This window comes from Streptomyces sp. Ag109_O5-1, assembly GCF_003814875.1.
GTDB lineage: Bacteria > Actinomycetota > Actinomycetes > Streptomycetales > Streptomycetaceae > Streptomyces > Streptomyces sasae.
Genome location: NZ_RKQF01000001.1, coordinates 3,082,053 through 3,103,806 on the forward strand (window position 1 = coordinate 3,082,053; position 21,754 = coordinate 3,103,806).

General features: G+C 70.1%; 23 protein-coding genes. All 23 read right to left on the bottom strand.

The features are described from left to right. Positions 1–6: 6 nt before the first annotated feature. The 23 genes from EDD90_RS13800 to EDD90_RS13905 all read right to left on the bottom strand — a co-directional run bounded on the left by EDD90_RS13800 (position 7) and on the right by EDD90_RS13905 (position 21,742). Positions 7–1,281, bottom strand: a complete 1,275-nt coding sequence (locus EDD90_RS13800) for a phage distal tail protein (protein ID WP_123973300.1) — start codon at positions 1,279–1,281, stop codon at positions 7–9. 75 nt (positions 1,282–1,356) lie between these two features. Next, complete coding sequence (locus tag EDD90_RS57250; protein ID WP_123973301.1) at positions 1,357–5,643, bottom strand: transglycosylase SLT domain-containing protein; 4,287 nt, start codon at positions 5,641–5,643, stop codon at positions 1,357–1,359. Between the two features lie 33 nt (positions 5,644–5,676). Next, the gene (locus EDD90_RS13810; protein WP_123973302.1) at positions 5,677–5,940 is read right to left on the bottom strand and encodes a hypothetical protein; all 264 of its coding nucleotides are present in this window, start codon (positions 5,938–5,940) and stop codon (positions 5,677–5,679) included. 59 nt (positions 5,941–5,999) lie between these two features. Further along, a complete protein-coding gene (locus tag EDD90_RS13815; RefSeq protein WP_123973303.1) occupies positions 6,000–6,401 on the bottom strand; it encodes a hypothetical protein in 402 nt (133 codons plus the stop codon). A gap of 80 nt (positions 6,402–6,481) precedes the next feature. Further along, a complete protein-coding gene (locus tag EDD90_RS13820) occupies positions 6,482–7,072 on the bottom strand; it encodes a hypothetical protein (protein ID WP_123973304.1) in 591 nt (196 codons plus the stop codon). Positions 7,073–7,161: 89 nt separating this feature from the next. After that, a complete protein-coding gene (locus EDD90_RS13825) occupies positions 7,162–7,530 on the bottom strand; it encodes a hypothetical protein (protein ID WP_123973305.1) in 369 nt (122 codons plus the stop codon). Next, a complete protein-coding gene (locus EDD90_RS55385) occupies positions 7,530–7,697 on the bottom strand; it encodes a hypothetical protein (protein WP_185149077.1) in 168 nt (55 codons plus the stop codon). The genes EDD90_RS13825 and EDD90_RS55385 overlap by 1 nt, the downstream gene beginning before the upstream one ends. A 19-nt stretch (positions 7,698–7,716) precedes the next feature. Then, entirely contained in the window at positions 7,717–8,208 is a 492-nt protein-coding gene (locus tag EDD90_RS13830) for a hypothetical protein (RefSeq protein WP_123973306.1), read from the bottom strand. After that, positions 8,205–8,600 carry an HK97 gp10 family phage protein gene (locus EDD90_RS13835; protein WP_123973307.1) on the bottom strand — a complete coding sequence of 132 codons (396 nt, stop codon included), beginning with the start codon at positions 8,598–8,600 and terminating at the stop codon, positions 8,205–8,207. The genes EDD90_RS13830 and EDD90_RS13835 overlap by 4 nt, the downstream gene beginning before the upstream one ends. Before the next feature lie 16 nt (positions 8,601–8,616). Continuing rightward, positions 8,617–9,024, bottom strand: a complete 408-nt coding sequence (locus EDD90_RS13840) for a hypothetical protein (protein ID WP_123973308.1) — start codon at positions 9,022–9,024, stop codon at positions 8,617–8,619. Next, a complete protein-coding gene (locus tag EDD90_RS13845) occupies positions 9,024–9,944 on the bottom strand; it encodes a hypothetical protein (RefSeq protein ID WP_123973309.1) in 921 nt (306 codons plus the stop codon). Before EDD90_RS13845 ends, EDD90_RS13840 begins: the two co-directional genes overlap by 1 nt. Positions 9,945–9,964: 20 nt before the next feature. Continuing rightward, positions 9,965–10,327, bottom strand: a complete 363-nt coding sequence (locus EDD90_RS13850) for a hypothetical protein (protein WP_123973310.1) — start codon at positions 10,325–10,327, stop codon at positions 9,965–9,967. Positions 10,328–10,408: 81 nt separating this feature from the next. Beyond that, positions 10,409–11,905: a hypothetical protein gene (locus EDD90_RS55390; RefSeq protein ID WP_185149078.1), complete on the bottom strand. Its 1,497-nt coding sequence runs from the start codon at positions 11,903–11,905 to the stop codon at positions 10,409–10,411. An 86-nt stretch (positions 11,906–11,991) separates the two neighbouring features. Then, positions 11,992–13,566, bottom strand: a complete 1,575-nt coding sequence (locus EDD90_RS13860; protein WP_123973311.1) for a hypothetical protein — start codon at positions 13,564–13,566, stop codon at positions 11,992–11,994. After that, positions 13,566–13,937: an XkdF-like putative serine protease domain-containing protein gene (locus EDD90_RS55395; RefSeq protein ID WP_185149079.1), complete on the bottom strand. Its 372-nt coding sequence runs from the start codon at positions 13,935–13,937 to the stop codon at positions 13,566–13,568. Before EDD90_RS55395 ends, EDD90_RS13860 begins: the two co-directional genes overlap by 1 nt. Before the next feature lie 11 nt (positions 13,938–13,948). Beyond that, the gene (locus EDD90_RS55400) at positions 13,949–16,930 is read right to left on the bottom strand and encodes a phage portal protein (RefSeq protein ID WP_185149080.1); all 2,982 of its coding nucleotides are present in this window, start codon (positions 16,928–16,930) and stop codon (positions 13,949–13,951) included. Between the two features lie 15 nt (positions 16,931–16,945). Beyond that, entirely contained in the window at positions 16,946–18,394 is a 1,449-nt protein-coding gene (gene terL / locus EDD90_RS13875; RefSeq protein WP_311737273.1) for a phage terminase large subunit, read from the bottom strand. A gap of 199 nt (positions 18,395–18,593) precedes the next feature. Next, positions 18,594–19,061: a hypothetical protein gene (locus EDD90_RS13880; RefSeq protein ID WP_123973313.1), complete on the bottom strand. Its 468-nt coding sequence runs from the start codon at positions 19,059–19,061 to the stop codon at positions 18,594–18,596. 23 nt (positions 19,062–19,084) lie between these two features. After that, positions 19,085–19,675, bottom strand: a complete 591-nt coding sequence (locus tag EDD90_RS13885; protein WP_260327848.1) for a hypothetical protein — start codon at positions 19,673–19,675, stop codon at positions 19,085–19,087. After that, complete coding sequence (locus tag EDD90_RS13890) at positions 19,672–20,001, bottom strand: hypothetical protein (RefSeq protein ID WP_123973314.1); 330 nt, start codon at positions 19,999–20,001, stop codon at positions 19,672–19,674. The genes EDD90_RS13885 and EDD90_RS13890 overlap by 4 nt, the downstream gene beginning before the upstream one ends. Before the next feature lie 12 nt (positions 20,002–20,013). After that, positions 20,014–20,610 (bottom strand): GTP cyclohydrolase I, encoded by a 597-nt coding sequence (gene folE / locus EDD90_RS13895; protein WP_123973315.1) that lies wholly within the window; start codon positions 20,608–20,610, stop codon positions 20,014–20,016. Continuing rightward, positions 20,607–21,317: a 7-carboxy-7-deazaguanine synthase QueE gene (locus EDD90_RS13900; RefSeq protein ID WP_123973316.1), complete on the bottom strand. Its 711-nt coding sequence runs from the start codon at positions 21,315–21,317 to the stop codon at positions 20,607–20,609. Before EDD90_RS13900 ends, folE begins: the two co-directional genes overlap by 4 nt. Beyond that, positions 21,314–21,742 carry a 6-carboxytetrahydropterin synthase gene (locus EDD90_RS13905; RefSeq protein WP_123973317.1) on the bottom strand — a complete coding sequence of 143 codons (429 nt, stop codon included), beginning with the start codon at positions 21,740–21,742 and terminating at the stop codon, positions 21,314–21,316. Before EDD90_RS13905 ends, EDD90_RS13900 begins: the two co-directional genes overlap by 4 nt. Between the last annotated feature and the right edge of the window lie 12 nt (positions 21,743–21,754).

Genomic DNA, 21,754 nt, shown 5'->3' on the forward strand with positions numbered 1-21,754 from the left:
GTGCTCCTAGATCCAGGTGTCGCGCCAGTAGAAGACCGTTGTGGAGCCGATGCCGGCGGTGCCGCCGTAGCCCACTTCGTTGTCGCCCGGGGCGAGCTGCCACCAGGAGGAGTTGACGTCGGCGGGCCAGTAGGTGCCGCCGGCCGAGGCCATGCCGGGGGTCGTCGCTGTCGTGACGGGGTTGACGTACGCCTGCCGGGTCAGGAAGTCGACGACGAGCACATCGGCGGTGCCGAGCGTGAGGGAGGACCACGACAGGGTCTGGTTCGTGGTGACGTTGCTGAGGGTGGGCCCGACGACCGGGCCGGTGATGACCGCGACGGGCGGTGTGTCGAAGCTGCCGCCGTTCGTGGCGATGGACTCACCCGGCGGGGAGGCGGGGTTCAGCCCGATCGGCAGGGTGAAGGGCACGGTCAGGCCGCCGCCCGGGTCCGGGGGCTCAAGGCCGATGGTGACGGCCCTCTGCGCTACCGCGTACTTCCGGGGGTCCGGCGCCACCAGGCCCACGGTGAACGTGACGTCGGTCAGGGTCGGGTACGCCTCGGTGACCTTCCCGGAGCGGCGCACCAGGGCGTACTTCGGGACCGGCTCGTCGTACCGCAGCGTGGCCAGGCCCGACACGGGTACGGCCCTCTGCAGCAGGGTCCGGGCGAGGTCGCGGGTGGCCTGGTCGGGGGCGGAGGCGTGCACGGTCCACGTCAGGGTGCGCGGCGCGAAGTACTGCGGCGAGGCCCAACCGCCATGATCGCCGGACCGGGCGATGACGCCGGCGCCCTGGACGTCCGGGCTGTCCCAGCCGTCGATCTTCTTCCACATCCAGGCGATGCCGTGCTCATCGACCTGCCCGAACTCGATGCTCGCGCCGTAGATGCCGTTCGTGTTGGGGTTGGTCAGTCCGCCGGTCCAGAAGCCGACGTCACCGGCCGGCATCGAGAGCGGCAGGGAGCCGCCGACGGTGATGTTCTCGACACCGAGGAAGCTGCCGCCGCCGTACGTGCATGTCCAGTTGGCGACGTAGACGCCCTGCGGGGCCGCGGCGGGGATGGGCCACGCGTACGCGTACTTCCCGCGGGCCTGGCGCCACACCTGCCCCGCTGTGGCGCCGGTGGCGCCCTGGTAGGTGAAGGGGCCGGCGTAGTCGTCGGCGAAGCCGACCTGGCCGCCGTAGGTGATGTCGAGCTGGACCGTGTCCGGGTCGACGAGGAGACCGGTGGTCTCGTCGTAGAAGTTGAGGTACAGGACTGTCGAGGTGCCAGCTGGTGATACGGCCGACTGCGCCACCCGTCACCCCCTCCATGTCCGTGTGCTGGGGTTGTGGTGAGGGGTGGTGTGGGCGGGCCGCGCCCGCGGCGTCGGTCAGACGCCGCTGAGCGCGAGCCCCATTTCCCGCTGGATGGCTGCCAGTTGCTCGGTATTCGGGTACTGGGTGCCGTTGAAGTTGATCACCGCTGTCTTCGTGCCGAGGGCCGTGCCTCCCCCACCCTGCTGGGAGGTGAGGAGGGCAACCATCTGCACGAACGCCTCGGATTGCTCCGGCGTAAGGACGGCCTCGGGCTTGCCGAGCATGTTGACGCCGACGTTGTTGCCCGGCACGTTGCTGGGCATCAGCCAGCCGCCGCTGTCGTAGCCCTTGGGGGGCATGTTCGCGTTGGCCTGCTGGACGTTGGTGATGTTGTGGTACCGCGAGACGATGTAGTTGATGGCCGACGCGACGTTCGCGACCGGGTCGTAGATGTCCCACGACGTGCCGGGCGCGTGGTACGCCTTGAACGTCGACATGATCGTCTGGGCCAGGCCTCGGGACGGGTCGCCGTTCTTGGCGTTGATGTCCGTCAGGTTGATGGCCTTCGGGTTCCACCCGGACTCGCGTGTGATCAACGTGTTGAGGCCGGCTTCCCACTGCGCCTTCGTGCCGGGCGGGGGTGCACCAGCCGCCTTCAGCGCCTGGTCGATGACGCTCTTGTGCTGGCCGGACGGGATCGTGCCGCCGACCGAGCCACCGGAAGACGAGCCGCTGCTGAACGCGTCGGTCACGGACTTGACCGCGTCCTTGATCAGCGCCTTCGGCACGCCGAGGAGGAGCTTGGCGTAGTTACCGACAGCCTTCGTGCTGACGAAGGACTCCAGATCCTTGGTCAGGCCGCTGGTGTCGCCGGTGGAGACGTCCGCGACGAGCTTGGCTATCTTCCCGGCCTTACCGAGGACGGACCCGGCCGCGGACTCGATGTCGCCGATGATGCCGCCGCCCGAGAAGTGGCCGGCGTCGGAGGAACGGCCGCCGCCGTAGGTGGCGTTCAGGGCGTGCACGGTGTCGGGGCCGATGGCCCGTACCGCCTCCGGGACCAGGACGCCCTCGCCCGGCGAGAGCATCGCGGGGACGGTGTCCTTCCCGGGGGCGTAGCCGTCGACAACACCACCGGTCGCGAACTTCAGGACCGGCAGCTTCAGGGACTTCATGCCCAGGGCGCCGACCACGTCGTTCCACAGCGCGGCGATGCCGTCGTCATAGACCGTGTTGACCAGGAACTTCACCGGGTCGGAGAAGATCGCCCGCAGCTCCGACCAGATGTCCTTGAAGCCGGAGACGAACTGCCTCGCCCCGTCCGCGACTGTTGAGAAGAAGGGTTCGAAGATGTGGTGCCAGCACCAGAGGACGATGTTCTCCAGGGAGGTGAACGAGTCACCTAGGGCAGCGAAGAAGGGCTTGAGGCCGTTGCTCCAGAGCCATTCCGCGCCTTGTTCGAGGCCCTGCCAGAACGGGTCGAGCACGTTGTGCCAGAGCCACAACGCGGCGATCTCGATGTCCTTCCAGACCGTCTTCCAGTTGTCGGCCAGGAAGAGAATCGCGGCGACCAGGAGACCAATGCCGGCGACGATGCCGAGGGTGGCCAGGTTCTCCGCGATGAACGCGACGGTGGCGGCGGTGGCTTCCGCGACGTTCTCCGCGATGAATGTCGCCGCGGCGGTGGTCTGCTCGGCGATCCATACGCCGGTTGCCCTCATCGCGGTGACCATCTGTCGGCCGAACCCGGCGACGAACTCGCCGACGGAGGAGGCCGCACTGGCCATGGTCGAGCCGACCCGGGAGCCCCACTGGGCGACCGCGGACGCGCCGTTGGTGGCCCAGGTCTTCAGGGCGGTGCCGCCCCGGGACAGGGCGCTGGGCAGGGTGTCGGTGAAGAAGTCGGCGGATGTGCTCAGGCCCCGGCTGACGAGTTGGCCGGCCCTGGTGGCGCCCTCGGTGAGCTTCGTCCATCCCCTGCCTGCGGCGGTGGGCAGGGTGTCGGTGAAGAACGTGGTCGTCTTGCCCCAGCCGGCGCGGATGCCGTCTGCGGCGTACATGCCGCGAGCGCGGATGCCGTCCCAGACGCCGCCCCGGCCAAAGGGTGCTGCGATCTTCGCCGCTACGTCCTTGACTCCCGCTGGGATGCCCTTGACCGACTCGTAGCCGGACTTGATGGCACCCCAGGGGGCGGAAACGATACTGCGGAGGCCCCGGAAGGAGAGCATCCCGGCGAGGATGTCGCCAAGCACCTTGGCGGTCGTACCGTCCGGGTGCGCGTTCAGGTACTTCGCCAGCGGTTCGAAAACCTGTGCGACGAGGCCGACGATCTGCCCCAGGGGTGGGCCGATCTGGGCAATGATGACGCCTGCCGCAGAGAGGAAGTCGTTGATCTCGGGGGTGTACTTACCGACCTCGGTGGCCATGCCTGCGAGGCTCTTGCCGATGCCGGCGAGGAGGTTGCCGAGCCCGTCGGCGGCGCCCTTCTGCGACCCGATCTTGGCCAGCGCCCCGGCGAAGTCACCGAAGGCAGGGCCGACGATCTTGGCGAACTCCAGGCCGTTGTCGATCAGACCGTCGAGGACGTGGGCGAACTCCGGCTTCGACAGTTCCTTTCCGATGGCGGCGAAGGCGTCCCCGAGGAAGCCACCGATCTTGGTGGTCTCCTTCTTCAGGGTCGGCATCAAGTCGTCGAGCCCGTCGAGGAACTTGAGCTGGCCGGGCGCCATAGCGTCCTGCGCGGCGGTACGGAGTCCCTTGAACTCCCCGCTCATGCTCAAGATCTTTTCGACGACCTGCTGAGCCACCGGGGACATGAGCGACATGTCCTTGCGGAACTGGTTCGCCGCTTCGTTCTCCGTCGACATCATCGCGGCCCAGGCCAGTTGCTGGGACTTGATGGTGTTCGTCAGGGTCTGCTCGGCGAACTGGACCTGCTCCGCGTCGCGCTTGCGCTGGTAGGCGGCCTGTTCCTCCGCCATGGCCAGCTGCATCTGCGCCTCTTTGATCTGCGCAGCGCTGTTGAGCTGGGTAAGGGTTTGCTGCCGCTGGGCGTCGGCGAGGGAGAAGTGGGCGTCCTGGACGCCGTAGGTGGCGGCGGTGACGGCCTGCTTGGCCTGGATGACCGTCTGGGAGTGCTCGACGCCGTTCTTGTGGGCGAGGTTCGCCTGGTAGGCGGCCGCGGTCTCCTGGTCCTGGGCGTCCTTCAGCTGCTGCTGGGCCTTGGTGACGTTGAGGGCGGCCTGCTGGCGGTCCAGGGAAGTGGAGTAGGCATTCTGGTTGACCAGCCGCTGCTGATACTCGGCCTGCTGGATGGCGAGTTCGGCCTGCTGGACGTTCAGCTTGGAGTCGGACAGCTGGTCGTCCAGCTGTCGGATCTGCTCGCGGGCCGCTTCCCACGCCTGGGTCAGGTTGTACTGCGCCTCGGAGAGGTTGTAGTCGGCCTCCTCGACGCCCTGCTGCGCCTGCCTGACCGACTGGAGGGCCTGTATCTGATGCTCGGCCGCTGAACGCTCGGTCTGCGCGAGGTTCATCTGCGCCATCTCGATGGAGTTGGCGCTCTCGACGGCATCCTGCGCGGCCTGCTCGTGGGCCATGGCCACGGTGTGCTGTGCCTGCTGGATCTGGACCGCGTTGTTCTGCTCGGTCGAGGCCAGCTGCTGCTGGGTCAGGCCAGGGTTCAGGGACGCCTGGTGGGCGTCGGACAGAGCCTTGCTCATCTGGCCCATGCCGAGGGCGCCGACACCGGCGAGGCCGGCCAGGCCCGCCGCGGCGCCGCCCAGGCCCGGCATCAGGGCGCCGAGGCCGAGGGCGATCATGCCCCCGAGGCCGCCTTCGCTGCTGCCGCTTTCCCCGCTGGTGCCGCCGGATGCACCGAGGCGGGCGCTGGCGGACCGGCCGTTGAACTCGTCGAGCTTGGCGCGGGCCTCGTCCAGCTTGGCGTCGAACTCCGCGGTGTCCAGGGTCACGCGGGCCTGGGCGCGGCGGCCGTTCAGCTCGTCCAGGCGGGCGCGGGCCTCGTCGTCGCGGGCGTTCAGGTCTGCGGTGGACAGGCCCACCGTGGGGTCGACGCGGCGGGCGCCGAGCTCGTCGAGCTTGGCGCGGGCCTCGTCGACCTTGGCGTCCAGGTCCGCGGTGGACAGACCGACCTTGGGATCGGCGTGGAGCCCGTCGAGCCCTTCGATGCGGGCGCGTACCTCGTCGGCCTTGGCGTCGAGGTCGGCGGTGTCCAGGCCGACGCGGACCTTTGCCTGGACGCCGGCGACGGCCTGGTCCAGGGCCTCTTGCAGCCTCTCCTTGAACCCGGCGGTCTCCGGGTCGACCTCCACGAAGGCACTGGCGATCTTGAAGCCTTCGGACACGCCAGGTCACCCCCCAACCTGGCGCCGCGCGCCCTATCCGAACGAGATGATTGCTTGGAAGGCGGGGTCGGCTTGGAGGGTGGCCTGCGTCCCCGGGTTGACGTCGCGGCCCGGCGAGGGCGCGCTGTAGGAGGTGCTGCCGGCCTGTGGGCCGGGTGACTGCTGGTTCTGCTCGGCGGTCTGCTGCATCACGTGGTGGTGCAGGACGCCTTGGTAGGCGGGCAGCCGCCACGCGAGCTTGAAGAAACTGGGAGCGTCCAGGCGGTGGATGTCGTCGACCCGGTGGAAGACGGACATGTCGGAGGCGATGTCGTCGAGGTGGTCAAGGACCCACCCGACCTGTGACAGCCGCTCCCTTACGCTTTTGGGGCTTCCAGCGCGCCCAGGGTGACCTCGCTTGCGATGGCGGTGATCTTCGCGAAGTGCTCGGGGGTCAGGGCGTCGTACTCGCGCAGCGCCTGGTAGCCGTCGGTGCCGAGCAGCTTCTCCAGGAGGAAGTCCATCGCGGTCGTGTCGCCCTGCTTGCGGGTCATGTGCATGAACTGGAGGGCCACGTTCAGGCGCGGCCGCGCGGGGATGCTGTACTCCTTGCCGTCGATGGAGAACAGCGGGATGCGCACCTCCGCCTTGTCCGGATCGGTGGTCAGGCGTACGACCTCGGGGCCGTCCTCGGCGGGCTCGACGACCGGCGCGGGAGCGGTCTTGCGGGGCGGGCGCTTGGCGGCCGTCTTCTTGGTGCCCTTGGCGGTGGCAGGCATGAGGGTGTCCTTCGGGTGGAGGGGTGGAGGGGCATGCGAAAGCCCGGCACAGCGGGGGCGTGCCGGGCTGGGTGGGCGGGTTACGCCTGCTGGTCGACGATGTGCATGGGCGCGATGGAGCCGCTGACGAAGTAGGCGGACCACGAGCAGTCGAGTGCCTGCTGCGTCTTCTTGTCGAAGGTCATGGTGACCTTCGTCTGGGACAGCACCTTGCGGACGATGAGGCGGCGGCGCGCGGGGGCGCCGGTGCCGAGCATCGGGGCCCACCCGTCGATGAGGAGGGCCGCGTAGGACGGCTGGGTCGCCGAGGTGCCGACGGGGACGTCCATGGACGCGTAGCCGGTGCCCTGGGCGATGCTGGAGATGCTGTTGAGCGCCGAGTTGATGTTGTTCAGCGTCATCTCGGACAGCTTCGCGGAGACCTTGATGGACACGCCGGTCAGGCGGGCTCCGACCTCCATGAGCACCTGGTCGACGTTCAGACCGGTGTAGGTGTTGTCGACCTCGGCGGTGACACCGCCGTCGGTGCCTCCGACGTCGACCCAGGAGCCGCCGGGCGGGGTGGAGACGCCGTTCGGGGTGACGACGGAGTCCAGGGGCTCGGACGTTCCGAAAGGCGCGACGTACAGGGTGGCCGGCCCCAGGACGAGGTTTGCGGCATTGACTGCCAAAGGGATCATCCCCAGATGTGGTGAGGCGCCGGGCGGGCGCGGGCATGAAAAAAGCCCGCGCGGGGCGGGCTGGCGGGGAGGAGCAGGTCTTAGAAGACGCCGCCGTTCTGGACCAGGGCGACGCCGGTGACGTTCGCGGGGGTCGTGAAGTCGACGTAGATCTGGCCGTTGGCCTGGTTCTCGTCGGTGGGGAACGGGCCGATGACGTCGACGGCGCTGGAGTGCAGGTTCAGGGCGATCGGTCCGACCGCCTGGCCCTCGATCGTGGTACCGATCTGCACGCTGGCGATGGTGGCGGTGGCGCCGGACTGGATGTACAGCACTTCGCGGCCGGTGTTCGTGAACGAGACGCCGGTGTTGCCGGAGAGGGCGCCAGCCGTCAGCTGGGCGGTGAGGTTCAGTGGGGCGGTGGTGCCGGTCTTGGGCTGCACCGACGGGGTCAGGGCGAGGCGGGACATCAGGCGTCACCGTCCTTGGTCTTGGCGAGCTTGGCGGCCACCGCCGCGGGTGCGGGGGTGGCCGGCGCGGGCGCCTCGCGGATGAGGCCCTGCACGCGCAGCACCTCCACCTCGTCGTCGGGGACCTCGATGGGGTCCTCGAACATGGTCACGTGGACCTGGGCCATGGGTGGTGTCCTTCGGGGGTTAGGCGAGACGGTCGTTGACGGTCACCCACTCCAGGGCGAGGTCGCCCTGCAAGTGCGCGTAGTCGCTGGCGTCGTCGTACATGCGGCGGAACGCGCTGGTGACGTACGCGTTCTTGACGGCCGCTGGCGGGTAGGTGACGCCGTTCTCGGTGATGGGCAAGGCCCGGGCGATGTTGTTGCGGTCCCAGGTGGCCCGGACGATGGCCGTGGCGATGGCGTGCGCCATCCTCCACGGGGGCTTGTTGCTGCCCGGGTCTGTGGTCCACACGTCGACCTGCACGACCGGCCGCTGTACGGGCAGGGAGTCGTCGGGGTTGCCGCCAACGAGGGTGACCGTCACGAAGCCGGTCCCCACCCACGGGGCGACGGTCCCGTCCGCGCCCACGTCCGGGGGCAGCACCTCGCCCGTCATGTCCCGTGACAGGTCGGGGATGGTGCCGATCCACGCCGCGGCGACCATCTCGTCCGTGGGATAGAGCGGGAGCGTCACTCGGCACCACCCCCGTCACCGCGCGTCTTGTACAAGGCGGGCCGCAGGAACGGCCGGGGCTTCGTGCCGGGGTGGTTGACCATGCCGACCGGGTGCGCGGCGCCCTTCCAGAACAGCGCCTGCTTGTCCTTGGGGTAGATGACGTGCGGCTTCGTCCCGAGCTCCACGTAGGCGGCGTACGTCTTGCCGTCGGCGCCGCCGGTCGCGGAGACGATCAGCTTGAGGCCTTCCAAGTGGTACTCGATGGACTCCTTCAGCGCGCCGGTATCCTCGGGGCAGTAGCGGCTCGCGTCCTCGGCGATGGCCGGCCCGAGGCGTTCGACGAACAACTTCTGCAGGGCGCCGGTGACTTCGCCTTCCCAGTCGTCGGATATCTCCACGCGGGATGCCACGGTGCCCTCCCCGGGGTCAGTCGGAGGTGACGCCGACGCCGGACCGCGCCCGCAGCGTCAGGATCTTTTCCGCCGGGTAGTAGCCGGGGCCGGGCGCGGCCTGGATGGACTCGATCATGTAGAACAGGCCGGTCGCCTCGTCCTTGATGGTGTCCGTGGTGACCACGTCGACCCAGGCGGGGACCTTGCAGGTGATGCCGCGGATGATCTGCTGACGTTGGCTGGCCGAGTCGTACGACGTCTGTGTGGTTTCGGCGAGGGCGGCCTGCACACCGACGTACAGGGGTGCGCCGACGTCGCTTTCGTCGCCGTAGGCGTTGACCCTCGTGCCGCGCATGATGGTGATGCGCCGGTTGCGGAACCGCAGGACCCCGTCGGTGCCGGTGGCGATGCGGCCGCCGATGCGGGGGCGTGGGCGTGCCATCACATCACCCGCCGGTAGTCGTCGAGGATCATCTCGACCTCTGTGGCCAGGGCGCCGGTGCCGCCCGCGAGTTCACCGGACAGGGATTGGGTGGCGATGGCGTCGATCGTCTCCAGTGCCTGGACGGTGGCGGCGAGGACCGCGGCGTGCACCACGTCGGCCGGCAGCGCGGACACCACGGTCCCGGCCGGATGCGGCTGAGTGAGCGGCGCGGCCAGGGTGACGGTGCCCGGCCCGGAGTGCACGGTGCCGGCGCCGTTGGGCAGGACGAGCGGCGTGGTGGCGGTCGCCGTCGGTGCGGTGACCTGCTCCGTGGCTGGGCCGTCGTAGGCCATGCCGGACCAGCCCTGCGCCCAGCCGGTGACGTCGTCCACGCTGATCTGTGTGTCGCCCGCCTTGGCGGCCGCGGTGAGGCTGGTGTGCGGCCAGCCGCTGATGTAGGACAGCTGGACCAGCCAGCCGCCGCGCCCCCACCGGGCATCGATGTGCCCGGGCGCCACGTCCACGGTGTGGCCGCCGACCGGGCCGGTGGACAGGCCGGCCCCGGGGAACACCGGGTGCCGCGGCCGGTACTGGCCGAGCGGGATGACGCTCCACGCCGCCGGGTACGTCCGCGCCGGTGCCAGAGCCAGAGCGACGGTGTCGGTCACGTGCCGGTGCTCGGTGACGAGGATGCCAGCGCCCGTGGCCCGGTCCATGGCGACGCGGGGCATCCCAGGACCGGGGCGGGTGTCGGTCTTCACCGTGGCGCGCAGCGGCTGCCGGCAGTAGGTGTCCAGCACTGACGTCGCCACCCAACACACCTGCTCCAGCTGTGCTTGCTGGGCTGCGGTGTCGGCGTTGAGCGTCGGGACAACCGCCCAGCTGATGCCCGCGGGGCGGGAGGTCAGCATGGCGGGGGTGATGTACGGCGTCGTCATCGCTGCCCTCCCCTACTGCCTTACTCGGCCGTGGTCTTCTTCGCCGTGGTGGTCTTCTTGGCCGGGGCTGGCTTGACCGTCTCCTCGACGACCGGCGCAGGGGCCGGAGCGGGGACCTGGCTGACGGCCTGCGCAGCTTTGACCAGCTGCTCGACGGCGGACAGCAGCGTCGCGGGGTCCTTGCGGCGCTCCAGCTCCTCGCCGATGAGGCGCTGCTGGCGCTCTACATCGGTCTCCCACATCGGCCGGCCACGGAAGTGGAAGCCGACCAGCCTGTCGGAGACGTCGTCGGGGAAGTCGAACGCCCCGGTCTTGTCGGGCTCGAAGCGGCCGTATTCGGCGTCGTCCAGGACGGTCGCGCCCGTCCGCGAGTACAGGCGCATGCCTGCTCCAATCAAGGTGAGGGAAGGGTGAGCCGGGGCGGGGCCTCGCAGGATCGTTACTGCCCCGTCGTCGGGTGTCGGTCAGCCGACGTTGGAGAGCGTCGCCATGGCGACCGGGGCGCGGTTGACGAAGGCGCCGACCGAGCGGATTTCGAACTCGCGGCGCGGGCCGCCACCGGCGACGCCGGCGACTCGGGAGACGCCGTAGTCGAACTGGGCGGTATCGCGCAGGTTGCGGTATTCGAGCACGTTCGTCACGTTCGCCTGGGGGAAAGGGACCCTGTCGGTGCGGGCCACGATGGTGCCCGGGGGCAGCGAGGTGTGGACCTCGATCGGGACCGTGATGCCGCCCGCCGGCGCGTTGACGATCTCGCCGACCCGGCCGCCCGCGGTCACGCTGATGCGGCCACTCTGGTCGGTGTTCAGGAAGGTCGTCGCCGAGGACGAGCCGAGGACGAGGTTGGCGATCTCCTGGGCCTGCTGGGCGTTCATCATCAGCGCGGTGGGGCTGGACTTGATGGCGTTCCACAGCGGGAGGAACACGTAGTTCTCGATCTCCGCGACGGAGCCGCCGGACAGGGTGAGGGCTGCGCCGTCCAGGGACTTGAACGTCGAGGGGTTCGCGGTGCCGGTGCCCGGCTGGACCCACTGGCCGGCCGAGTTGTAGTCACCTGAGAGGGTAGCCATGAAACCGTCGTAGTCGTTCGCGTTGGCCGAGCCGTTGTCGGCAGCGGCGTTGAACGTCGGGACGGTGTTGAGGGTGCCCTGCCAGTTGCTAGTCAGGTCCGGCACGGTCGGGCCGGTCGGCAGCGCCTGGTTCGCGGCGATGACCTTGGTCATCTGGATGGTGTTGACCGTGCTCGTGCTGTAGTAGTACCAGGTCGTGCCGTTCGCTGACTGGAACCAGTCGTAGGCGACCGCGCCGCGGACCGCGCCGACGGTGGCGGTCAGCGAGTTCGCCGTGCCCGACGCGAACGTGGTGGAGGCCGAGTTGCCCTGGCTGTTGCCGGAGCCGTAGTAGTAGCCGGAGCCGGTACGGGCCGCGACACCGACGTACACGGTGACGGCGCCGATGGTGCCGCCGGTGGCGGACTGCACGATGGTCGGCGCGGCCGGCCGGGCGAGCGCGAAGCTCTGGGCGCCCAGGAGCTTGCGGTCGTCGCCGATGATCACCTGGTTCAGCGTCTGGAACGTCGCGACCTGGAAGGGGTCGGCGTAGCCGGTGCCGAGGTCGAAGGCGTCCTGGGTCGCCATGCCGGCGAGGCCGGTGGGCTTGTACTTCGCCTGGAAGTCCTGCTCGGCGAAGATCACTTCGTTGGCCGCGTAGTCGAAGCCCATGGACGGGTCGGGCTGCGCGTTCGTGGTGTTCATGATCGCGCGCCACACGGCGTAGGGGTTACCGTCGGTGGACTTGACGCGGGCGACGATGTCACGGAACGGGGTGTGGACCGGGATGAGGTTGACCAGGCCGGACAGGTCGTACGAGTAGACGCCCGTACCGGTCAGGATGCCCGTGGTCTGCGCCTTCTGGATGGCGTCCAGGGTCTCCTGGGTGACGTTTTCGAGCGGAGCGCTCAAGGGGGTGCCTCCTGGGCATGCAAAAACCCCCGGCGCGTGTCCGCGTCCGGGGGTTCGGGGGTCTGGGTCGAGGAGGGGGCGGCGGGTTACCGCTGCTGCTGGTGGATCGCCTGGAGCGCTGCGATGGCGGCCGCGTTCATGGCGTTCGCGGCCTCGTTCTGCTCGGCGGCGGTGCCGCTGTACAGCTGCTTGCGCAGCTGGTCGGCCGTGGCCTTGGCCAGTTCGGCCGGCGCGGCGCCGCGGTCCTGGCCGCGCAGCAGATGCGCGGGCGGGACGGCGCCCTGGGCGAACACACCGGGCTCGGCGGGCTGCTCCTCCAGCGCCTTGACCTGGCCCTGAAGGCCCTTGACGAGGTCCGCCAGCTCCACGATCGCCTCACCCTGCGTCTTGATGAGGTCGCTCTGGCCGGCGCTGTGCTCGTCGAGGATGCCCTTGACCAGTTCAGCGAGGTCGCTGCTCTTGAGTACGGCGTCCGAGTCGGTGTCGGTGGTGGTCTTGGTGACGTCGTCGGCGGGGGCGGTGTCCGCGCCCTTGTTGACGTCCTTGGCGGGGGTGCCGGCGTCGGCGGCCGGGGCCGGGTCGAGGTCGGCGGCCGAGTCGTCGCCGGCGTCGGGCGCGTCCTCGGCGGTCGGGGTGTCGTCGCCCGCGTCGGCCCCGGAGATCGGGGTGATCTCGGCCGGGTCGACGATGCCGACGAGTCGCCCGGCGGAGTCGTAGACGGCGACCATGGGCGCCTTGCCCTCGTCGCCGTCGGCCTTGCCGACCGGGTCGGTGGCCGCGGCCGGGGTCTCGACGGTCTCGGCGATGGTGCCTTCCGGCATGGGGGTCTCCTTCTTGGCGACCTCCTGGCCGCTCTCCTGAGATTCGGGGGCGGGTGGCAGGCTGGCGAGCACCTTCTCCAGGGAGGCGACCGCGTGCCGGATCGCCTGCTCGTTCGCGGCGGACAGCGTGCGGCCGGCCTTCGCTACGTGGGACAGGGACTCGATGACGTCCAGCTGCGCCGGGTCGAAGGCGCGGAGGGCCTTGCCGATGGCGTCCATCTCGGCGGTGCCGCAGTCGACTTCGGCCTGCTCGTCCACGGCGAACGGCGCGAGGATCGAGATGGCGTAGTCGATGGCGTAGGCCGCGTCTTCGAGGTCGAGGGCAGCGTCGTAGTCGTCCGGGTCGGCCGAGGCGGCCTCCAGCATTTCCCGGTCGGACATGACGCCGAGCGCGCTCTTGGCGCGGGACAGGATGGACGTCCACTTGCGGGCGGTCGCGGCGTCGACGGCCTCCCACGCGGGGCTGCCGGGGGTGTTGGGGTCGCCGGGTGCGTCCCCGTCTGGCTCGGCGAGGACCACGGTCGGGTCTAGGTCGGGGGCGTCTGCCATGTCCGCGTCCTTCTTGAGGCTGCCGGCCTGCTGGATGAGCTGGGCGAGGGCGCCGGGGGTGCCGGTCATCGTCACCGTGTCGCCCGCGGCCGGTGCGGGGTCGGGCTCGGAGGTGGCGGTCTTGCCGATGAGGTCGCGCACGAAGGCGGGGTCCATCAGGCCGGCCTGGCTGCCGTCGGCGGCCTTGGCCATGAGGAAGGGCAGGCCGTTCGCGGCCTTGTCGACCAGGTCGACGCGGCCGATATTCGCGTCGACCAGCTCGGTGAAGTCGTCGTCGGGGATGTGGGGCATCAGCTACTCCGGGGGGTGATGCGGCGCGCTGTGCCCTGCGGGGAGAAACCGTTGACCCGCCCGGACTTGTAGAGCGCCCAGGCGTGCTCGTCGAGGACGGCACCGACGAGCCAGTCACCGGACTTCACGACGACGTCACCGAGGTCCCAGTCCGGGCCCCGGTAGATGTACGACTCGACGACCGTTGCCGCGCCCTCGGTGCCGTCGGCATGGAACAGCCCGACGTCGGGGTTCTGGATGAACCGCCACGCGGCCTTTTCCAGCTCCTCCGGGGAGAAGAAATCGCGGCCGCCGTCGGCGCCTCGCTTGATGGTGGGGTCAGGGCCTGCCTGGTAGGCGACGCCGAGGACGTAACGCTGCTCGGTGGGCAAGGGTGGACCTCCTACGCGGGCACCACGGCACAGCGGCAGTTCGGATGGATGGGTGGGGAGGTATCGCCGCTCGGGTACGGGGCGCCGATGGGGACGCGGCCGGCGGCGGCGTTCGCGGCGCAGGTCGGGCAGGCGTCTTCCTCTGCCAGCCACCGGCCCTCGCGGACGTCGTGGCGCTGGTAGAGGGCCTGCGCGGCAGCACCGGACACGCGGGTGACCTCGGTGGTGGTGGCTGCCGCGAGCCGGGCGGGGTCGGCCTGGGTCATGGCGGCCGCGATGTCGGCCGGGGCCATGCCGGACCTGGTGCCATGGGCGAGGGCCCAGGCGGCACCGCGGAGCCAGCTGGTGGCGAACCGGTCGGCGGCCTGCCCGATGCTGTCGAGGAGGACGGCCAGGCCGGCGGCCGCGCCGAGGGTGTCGAGCACGGCATGGGCCTTGTCGGTGTCGCCGGGCTTCCACCCGCCGAGCCGCATCGGTTCGCCATCGACCAGGGCGGCGGCGGCCGCCGACCCGACGAGGTAGGCGTCCGTGTACAGCCCGGTGAGGGGCTGAACGAGGCCGCTGGCAATGTCGAGGCCCTGCGACAGCAACCAGGCCGGAGCAGCGGCCGTCAGCGCCGTTGACGTGGCGGTGGGGTCGTTGCCCTGCCCGCTGTCCTGGTAGTCGCGGGCCAACTGCTGCGCCCGCTGCGGGGTCAGCGTGGAGGCGGCTGCGGTCGCGATGAGCGGCACCCAGTAGTTGGCGACGCGCTCGTCAGCGGCCCAGCCGGGCCATCCTTTTGGGCCGCCGTCACCGGCCTTCTCCAGCGGGGCGGGCTCGTCGTCGCCGCAGCCGAGTGCGTTGAGCACCGCGTCCAGGGCGTCGAGGAGTTCGGGGCGTACGGCGGGGTTCCCGGCGAGCTGCGCGGGGTCCCACCAGGCGATGGCCTCGACCTGGTCACCGTCGGGGTCGTCGGGGTTGGTGACCTGGTCACGGCCGGTGAGCGGTACGGACGCCTCACTGGCGACGGTCCAGACGATGCCCTCGTAGATGCCGCAGCCCCAGCCGCCTGTCTGCTGGCCCGGCGGGGGTATGCAGCCGGTTTCCTCGGCCCACTCCCGCCATGCCCCAAGCAGGGGTGTCTCGTTGCCTTCCAGGTGGCCACCGGGGAACTCCCACGTCCCCGCGGCGGGGTCGGTGGAGTCCAGCGCCCGCTGGATCATCAGTACGCGGCCGGTGTCTTCGGCCTGGACCGCGAGCCCGGCGACAGCCACCTGGCCGGCGTCCTTGCACACCTGGGCACGGCCGGCCTGGTTCAGGCGGCGGCCGGTGCGTTCGTCGACGTGCCGGAACTCGAAGTCGCGCCAGAGCCGCGAGCGGCGGCGGGCCTTGCGGAAGGTCCGGAAGGCGGTCATCTCCCGCTTGGCCAGCTCGGGGTCGGCTTCCTTGCCGAGCGGTGTCTCCGTCGGCGAGCCGTCGGTGCCGCTGTCGGTGACCTGCTGGGCGCCCGGCGGGATCGCTGCGGGGCCGTACAGCTGCTCGGCGAGCGGTTCGTTGACGATCGGCGGGTTCGGCTGGGTGCCCTCGACGCCGGTGAACACCGTTTGCGGCAGTGCCGCGTTCGGGGCTGGTGCGGCGGTCTCGCGGTCGATGGGCCCGGCGACGCCGTACAGCGCCGACAGCGGGATCGGCCCGGACCGGGTGGAGTAGATGAACCGGGGTACGGGCTGGCCCTCGGGCTCGGACAGGCCGTATCGCATCTCGCGTACGTCGGTCGGGCTGATGGCGCCGAGGTTGACGTAGATCTGGTCGGCCTGAGCCTGCTGGAGCCTGTCGACCTGCTCCTCTCCCAGGTCGAACGCGAACTGGAGCGGGAGCCCGAGGTCGTCCTGAAGAAAGCTCGTCAGGATGCCCTGGACGTGCCGGATCAGGGGCAGGTCGCCGATGCGGTGCCCGACGTCGCCCTGTGACTCACTGCTGGAGAGGTTGACGGTCTCCGTGAATCCCAGGTCGCTCGGGACGACGTGGTACGCGGCGGCCGTCTTGCGCATCAGGAACAGGCTGAAGCTGTCGCTGAAGTCCTTCTCGTTGGACCAGCTGATGCCCGACCCGCCGGGCAGCCACTTGATCTGGTGCTTGGCGGCCTGGTCGCCGTACATGGCGGCGTCCCAGTAGGTCTGGAACTCCTCGATCTGCTCCGGGGACCAGGTTTCGGGGGCGCTCGCGAACGCCTCGGGGATGTTGCCCTCGGTGAACCGCTGCAAGAAATACTGCTGGAACCGGAGATCCGTGTTCGCGTTGAGCAAGATCGACTCAAGCGGCGCCGTGCCATAAGGGCTGTCGGCGATCTTCCGGAACGGCACGTAGATGAGGTCGCGGGTGCGGAGCCAGTTCCACGGCAGGCCCTGCGCGTACTGCACGTACGCGGGGGCCGGGTCCTTCGGGGTGTTGCCCCAGTAGTCGAGGAGCGGGGCAATCGTGGTGCCGTCCACGACGCGCAGGCCGACCGCGTCGCCGCGGCGGTTGCGCATCCGGTACAGGGTGCCGGCGTCGTACGCGAGGATGTCGTACAGCCAGGCGGCGAGCCACGTCGTGAACGGCTGGTCGCGGTCAGGCTTGGCGAGCGCGGCCATGCCGGTCGCGATGGCTTCGGTGACGTCGCCCCGGTGCGTCTCAGACGGGATCAGGCTCCAGTCCAGGGAGCGGATGGAGTCGATCCGGTGCCAGATCGCGATCTGCGCGACGTCGTAGGACTCGATGAGTCCCTTCAGTGTGGAGAACGCCACCCGCTCGTGCGTGCGGGGCCGGGTGGCGATGTTGTAGCCGGTCGCGTAGTCCTGCGAGCGCGGCGTACGGGAGTACCCGTCGTACGGGGCGACGGGCTCGCCCGGACTGAACGGGGAGGCCGGCGTCATCTGCGCCGCGGCCTCACCGGCCTCCAGTTCCTCGGGTGCGCCGGGTACACCCGGTGCGAATGCCTTACGGAGCTGCGCAAGGCGAGAACGGACACCCATGCGGAACGAGCCCCCTCACATGTTTCTTCGGTTCCGGAAGGCTTCGTTGCGTGCTCGGCGGCGGGCCTCGGCCTCGTCGACGGGCGGGGTCTCGGGTGCGGGTTGGTCCGGTTCGGCCGGCGGTTCCGGCTCCGGGTCTGGGGTGGGGCCGGGCAGCGCCGACTCGGTCTTGGCCCGGTAGTGGTTGATCCAGGCGTGGGCGCCGGTACGGTCCAAGAGCAGGTACGCCAGGGCCTGGCTGGTGGCGTCCACTTGGTCGTCGTGGCTGGCGTTGGGGAAGCCCGCGGCCTCGTCGATGAGCTCGTCCGGGTCGAACAACGCGACCTCCGCCTCGGGCAGGAGCACGTTGCCGGCCTCGATGACCGGGGAAACGGCGTTGGCGCGGGCGTACTTGGACTCGGTCGGGGTGACCGCGATGATCCCGGGGACCTTGCTCTTCAAGGTGGAGATGACGGCTGTGCCGTTGGCCTTGTCCTCGACCAATTTCGCGGTGGCCTGCGGCCAGCGCTTCACCATGGCCTGGAAGGCCTTGACGGTGTCCGTGAAGGAGAGCCGCTTGCGGACCTGGTCGAGGAGGTAGACGTTCGCGCCCTTACGGGCCCACACCTGACCGACGACGTAGTCCGAGGAGCGGGTGTCCTTGAACGACATGTCCCAGGACATGACGACCTGGTCGACGTCGTGGACCCAGTAGGCGTCCGCGTTGGTCTCGTGCTGGGACCACAGGGGGGTGCTGTAGCGGCGCCACCAGTTACGTTTCCACACGTCACCGGAGACCGGGGACGGTCGACCCTGATAGAGGGAGTTCCAGGTGCGGGAGCCGACGTCCTGGCGGGTGTCTTCCCAGTCTTTCGGGGTGCGGCCTCGTGCCGACTCCAGGTACTCGCCGGGGGCACGGCCGAGCGGGTCGGTCTCGCCCTTGTTCGGGTCGTGGTCGGCTTGCGCGGGGATGTTGATGTGCCGCCACTCGCCGCGTACGTCCTGGGCGAGGAGACGGCCGGCTAGGTCGTCCTCGTGCCATCGGGTGAGCACCACGATGACCACGGCGTTCGGGGCGAAACGTGTGCGCGCTGTGTCAGTCCAGAAGTCCCACACGCGATCCCGGAAAACCTGGCTCTCGGCCTGGGCTCGGTCCTTGATGGGGTCGTCGATGATGAGGACGTCGACGGGCCTGCCGGTGAGGGCTCCCTGAACGCCGACGGAGTAGACGCCACCGTCGTGGTCCTGGATCTGCCACTCCGACGCGGAGGACGTGTCCCGGCGGACCCGCAGGCCGAACTTCTCCGGGTTGGCCTGAATGTCGTTGCGGATCGCGCGGCCCCACCGGCGGGCGGTGCCCAACTCGTACGAGGCGATGCCGATACGCAGGTCAGGGTTACGGGCCAGCAGCCACGCCGGGAACGTGCGACTGACCCGCTGACTTTTCCCTCCTGGGGAGGCATCGTCCAGATGAGGCGCCGGCAGCGGCCCTCAGCGACGTCGATAAGGCTCTGGTCGAGCAAGTCCAGGGCCGGGGTGAGGACGACCCGGGGGTCCAGGTCTTCCGCCAGGCCGTGGGGGGTGAAGTAGCGGTCCGCGGCGGCGCTGCGGCCCTCCAGGCGGTCGGCGGCCATCGCGAGCGCGTCCTGGTCAGTGGACACCTCGGCGCCTCCTCCCGTGGCTGCTACTGGGCGGTGAGGGCGGTGTGCAAGGTGTCCAGCACGCCGAGGACGTCGGGGATACGCATGAAGTCCATGTGCACCTCCAGGCGGCCTTCGTCGGTGACCTTGATCTCCCACTCGCCGCCGAAGTCCTCGTCGTTCCACCAGTAGGTGCCGGGCCCGGCCGCGGCGATCCCGTCGGGGGCGTTCTCGAACCAGCCCTTGCCCATGAGCTGGTCGATGGCCTCGCCGACGGGTTTGTGTGGCATGCCCTTGAACTCGATGGTTCCGCGGGCCTGGTCGTCGACGCAGACGGTGCCCTCGCCGAGCCCTTCCTTCTCCCACTCCATCCGCAGGTCGCAGCACCCGGTGGGGTAGCCCATCTGGCCCAGGAAGGGGAACGCCGCGATGGCCGCGGTGACGGCCGCTTCCTGCTGGGCCTTGAAGGCGCGTTCCCAGTCGTCGAGGGCGAGTTCTGCTTCGAGCTGCACGTATTGCTCCGGAGGGGTGGGGGTTAGACGGCGCGCAGGTGGCGGGCGGCGGCCTTGCGGGCGGCGTCCGCGGCCTGGCCGGTTACGCCGGCGGCGGCGAGTGCCGCTTCGAGGGCGGACACGAGCGCGTCGGCCTGGCGTTCGGTGACCCGGGCCATGCGGTCCTCGATGCCGAGTTTGGCGATCAGGCCGAGGACATGGCCGGTACGGTCCATCGCCCGTTCGTACAGGGCGATCTCGGCGCGCAGCTGTTCGGAGCCGGCGGCCCCTTCGTAGCGGATGCGGTCGCCGAGGTCGTTGACGATGCTGCTGATGGCCTCCTGCCAGGCGACGACCTGGCCGGCGAGGCGGGACAGGGCGGCGAACGGGTCGCCGACGGGGGTGACGTCGAGGGTGGCCAGGATCTGGCGGGCCTCAAGGTCGGCGAGTTCGGCAGCCGCGGCGATGCGCTGGTTGCGCGTGTTGCCGCCGTGGAACTTGCACCGGCCGATCCCGACGTGGTCGGTACCGAACCCGGCCACGAGGGAGCAGGTGTCGCCGGGCTGACCTTGCCGTTTCTGGGCCCCGCAGCGCGGCTTGCCGTCGCCCGCGTGCTCGGGGCGCAGGCCGCTCAATCCCGGCTCCTCTGGTTAAGGCGGAGCGCGCGAGTACGGCGGTCGTCGATGGACAGCACGGCTTCCACGGCCTTGAGGTCGCCCTTCATCGCCGCGGGCCACACCGCGGCCTGGAGCCGGTCCAGGCGCAGGATCTGTAGGACCCGCAGCGGGTCCACGGAGATGCCGTCGTACTGGGTGTCCGCGACCGCCGTGGCAGCGTCGAGGGCGTCCACGACGTCCGGGTAGTTGAGCCGGTCGGCGATGGTGTGCCAGTCGACGCCGGCCAGGCGCAGCTGGAGGGCTTGAACGGCGCGAGGGTCGTCGGTCGCCAGTTCGTCCGCCATGACGGGCCTCCCCTATGCGCGGGCGTTGAACAGGGTGTGCAGCTCGGCGCGGGCCTGCGGGTCCTCGTAGAAAACGCCGGTGTACGAGGCGGTGACCATCTGCGAGCCGGGCTTACGGGCGCCGCGCAAGGCGAGGCAGCCGTGTTCGGAGCGGATGATGCACGCCGCGCCCAGCAACTGAAGGTGTTCGTCGAGGGCCGCGGTGACCTGCTTGGTGATCTGCTCCTGGGTCTGCAACCGCTTGGCGTAGACGTCCAGCACTCGTGGGAGCTTGGACAGGCCGGCGACGGGGGCGCCGGGCTTGGGCAGATAGGCGATGTCGGCGGTGCCGCTGAAGGGCAGCATGTGGTGTTCACAGAGCGCCGTGAACGGGACACCCGTGACGGCGATGGGCTGCCCGGAGTGCTCCACGGGGAACACTCGCGCGAGGTGCCGGGCCGGGTCGTCCTCGTAGCCGGCGGTGAACTCGTCCAGGGCACGGAGCACGCGGCCCGGGGTACCGGACAGGGCCTCGCTGTCGGGGTCCAGGCCGCGGGCCTCGAACCAGGCGGCCAGGCCGGCGGTGAACTTGCGGGCGGCGGCGGCACGGGGTGAGGGGTTGAGCGTCATCGTGCCCTCTCGTTGCCCCACGCGTGGACGTGGAGACGGGTGGTCAGGTTGAAGCCGGCCGCGATGGCGGGGTCGGCGATGGCGGCCAGATGGTCGGTGATGGCGGCCGTGTTGGTGCCCTCGGGCATCACCCACACGAGGCGGGCCGGGATGTTCAGCCGACCGGTGACCTCGGCGACCTCGGTGACGTCGTCCGGGGTGGCGCACACGAACTTGAACGCGGCCCGGCCGGTCTCCACCAGGGCGCGCAGCGCCCGGGGCTTGATGCGGTCGCGTTCGAGGTCACCGGCGTGCGCGAGCTTCGGGGAGACGTTGAACCGGGTCACCCGCCAGGCGGTGGCCGAGGTGGGGGCGAGGGTGCCGTTGGTCTCCACCTCGATCTCGACACCCGCGTCGATGAGCCAGTCCAGGAGGGCTTCCCAGCCGGGCTGGTGCTGGTGCATCAGCGGTTCCCCGCCGGTGATGACCACGACGGCCGGGTTGCCGTTCAGCGCGCGGGAGACGACGTCGTGCACCGGCGTGCGGGTCAGTTCGGCGCGCAGGTCGAACCGGGAGGCGTCCCACGTGTAGGGGGTGTCGCACCAGGTGCAGTGCAGGTTGCAGCCGCCGAGGCGGATGAACGCTGCACGCCGGCCGGTGGACGGCCCTTCGCCCTGAACGGTCGGGCCGAACACCTCGGCCAAGACGAGGGTGGGGGTGTCGCTCACGAGGCGGTCCAGGTGGCGGCGTTGACGTGTGTCTCCTGGATGTGGACACGGGTGACGCGGGCGCCGGGCGCGCGGACGAGCTCGGTCAGGGCCTTAGAGGCGACGTCACCGATCAGGGCGGCGACGTTCTCGACGGTGGGCCAGTCGGGCGCCTCGTAGACCTTGCAGCTGTGGGAACGCAGCACGGGCAGCAGCGGGTCGAGCGGGCCGAGCATGACGCCGTGGTCGAGGTGGGTGTCGATCCACTCCCGCAGGAGCTTCTTGAACGGCCCGAACTCCACGACCAGGCCGGCGGCCATCTCGTCGGCCTCGACGGTGACCTCCGCCCACCACGAATGCCCGTGGAGGTTCACGCACTTGCCGGGCAGGTGCGGCAGCCGGTGACCGGTCTCGAAGTTGTGGCGGACCGTTACGGCGTGGGTCATGTGAGGGGGTTC

Excerpts from the sequence above, each read along its gene's own strand:
- EDD90_RS13825 (WP_123973305.1), bottom strand. The coding sequence starts at position 7,530 with ATGTCCCGCCTCGCCCTGACCCCGTCGGTGCAGCCCAAGACCGGCACC.
- EDD90_RS13845 (WP_123973309.1), bottom strand. The coding sequence starts at position 9,944 with ATGACGACGCCGTACATCACCCCCGCCATGCTGACCTCCCGCCCCGCG.
- EDD90_RS13905 (WP_123973317.1), bottom strand. The coding sequence starts at position 21,742 with ATGACCCACGCCGTAACGGTCCGCCACAACTTCGAGACCGGTCACCGG.
- EDD90_RS13860 (WP_123973311.1), bottom strand. The coding sequence starts at position 13,566 with ATGCCCCACATCCCCGACGACGACTTCACCGAGCTGGTCGACGCGAAT.
- EDD90_RS55400 (WP_185149080.1), bottom strand. The coding sequence starts at position 16,930 with ATGGGTGTCCGTTCTCGCCTTGCGCAGCTCCGTAAGGCATTCGCACCG.
- EDD90_RS13810 (WP_123973302.1), bottom strand. The coding sequence starts at position 5,940 with ATGTCCGTCTTCCACCGGGTCGACGACATCCACCGCCTGGACGCTCCC.
- EDD90_RS13815 (WP_123973303.1), bottom strand. The coding sequence starts at position 6,401 with ATGCCTGCCACCGCCAAGGGCACCAAGAAGACGGCCGCCAAGCGCCCG.
- EDD90_RS13840 (WP_123973308.1), bottom strand. The coding sequence starts at position 9,024 with ATGGCACGCCCACGCCCCCGCATCGGCGGCCGCATCGCCACCGGCACC.
- EDD90_RS13850 (WP_123973310.1), bottom strand. The coding sequence starts at position 10,327 with ATGCGCCTGTACTCGCGGACGGGCGCGACCGTCCTGGACGACGCCGAA.
- folE (WP_123973315.1), bottom strand. The coding sequence starts at position 20,610 with ATGACGCTCAACCCCTCACCCCGTGCCGCCGCCGCCCGCAAGTTCACC.
- EDD90_RS55385 (WP_185149077.1), bottom strand. The coding sequence starts at position 7,697 with ATGGCCCAGGTCCACGTGACCATGTTCGAGGACCCCATCGAGGTCCCC.
- EDD90_RS13890 (WP_123973314.1), bottom strand. The coding sequence starts at position 20,001 with ATGGCGGACGAACTGGCGACCGACGACCCTCGCGCCGTTCAAGCCCTC.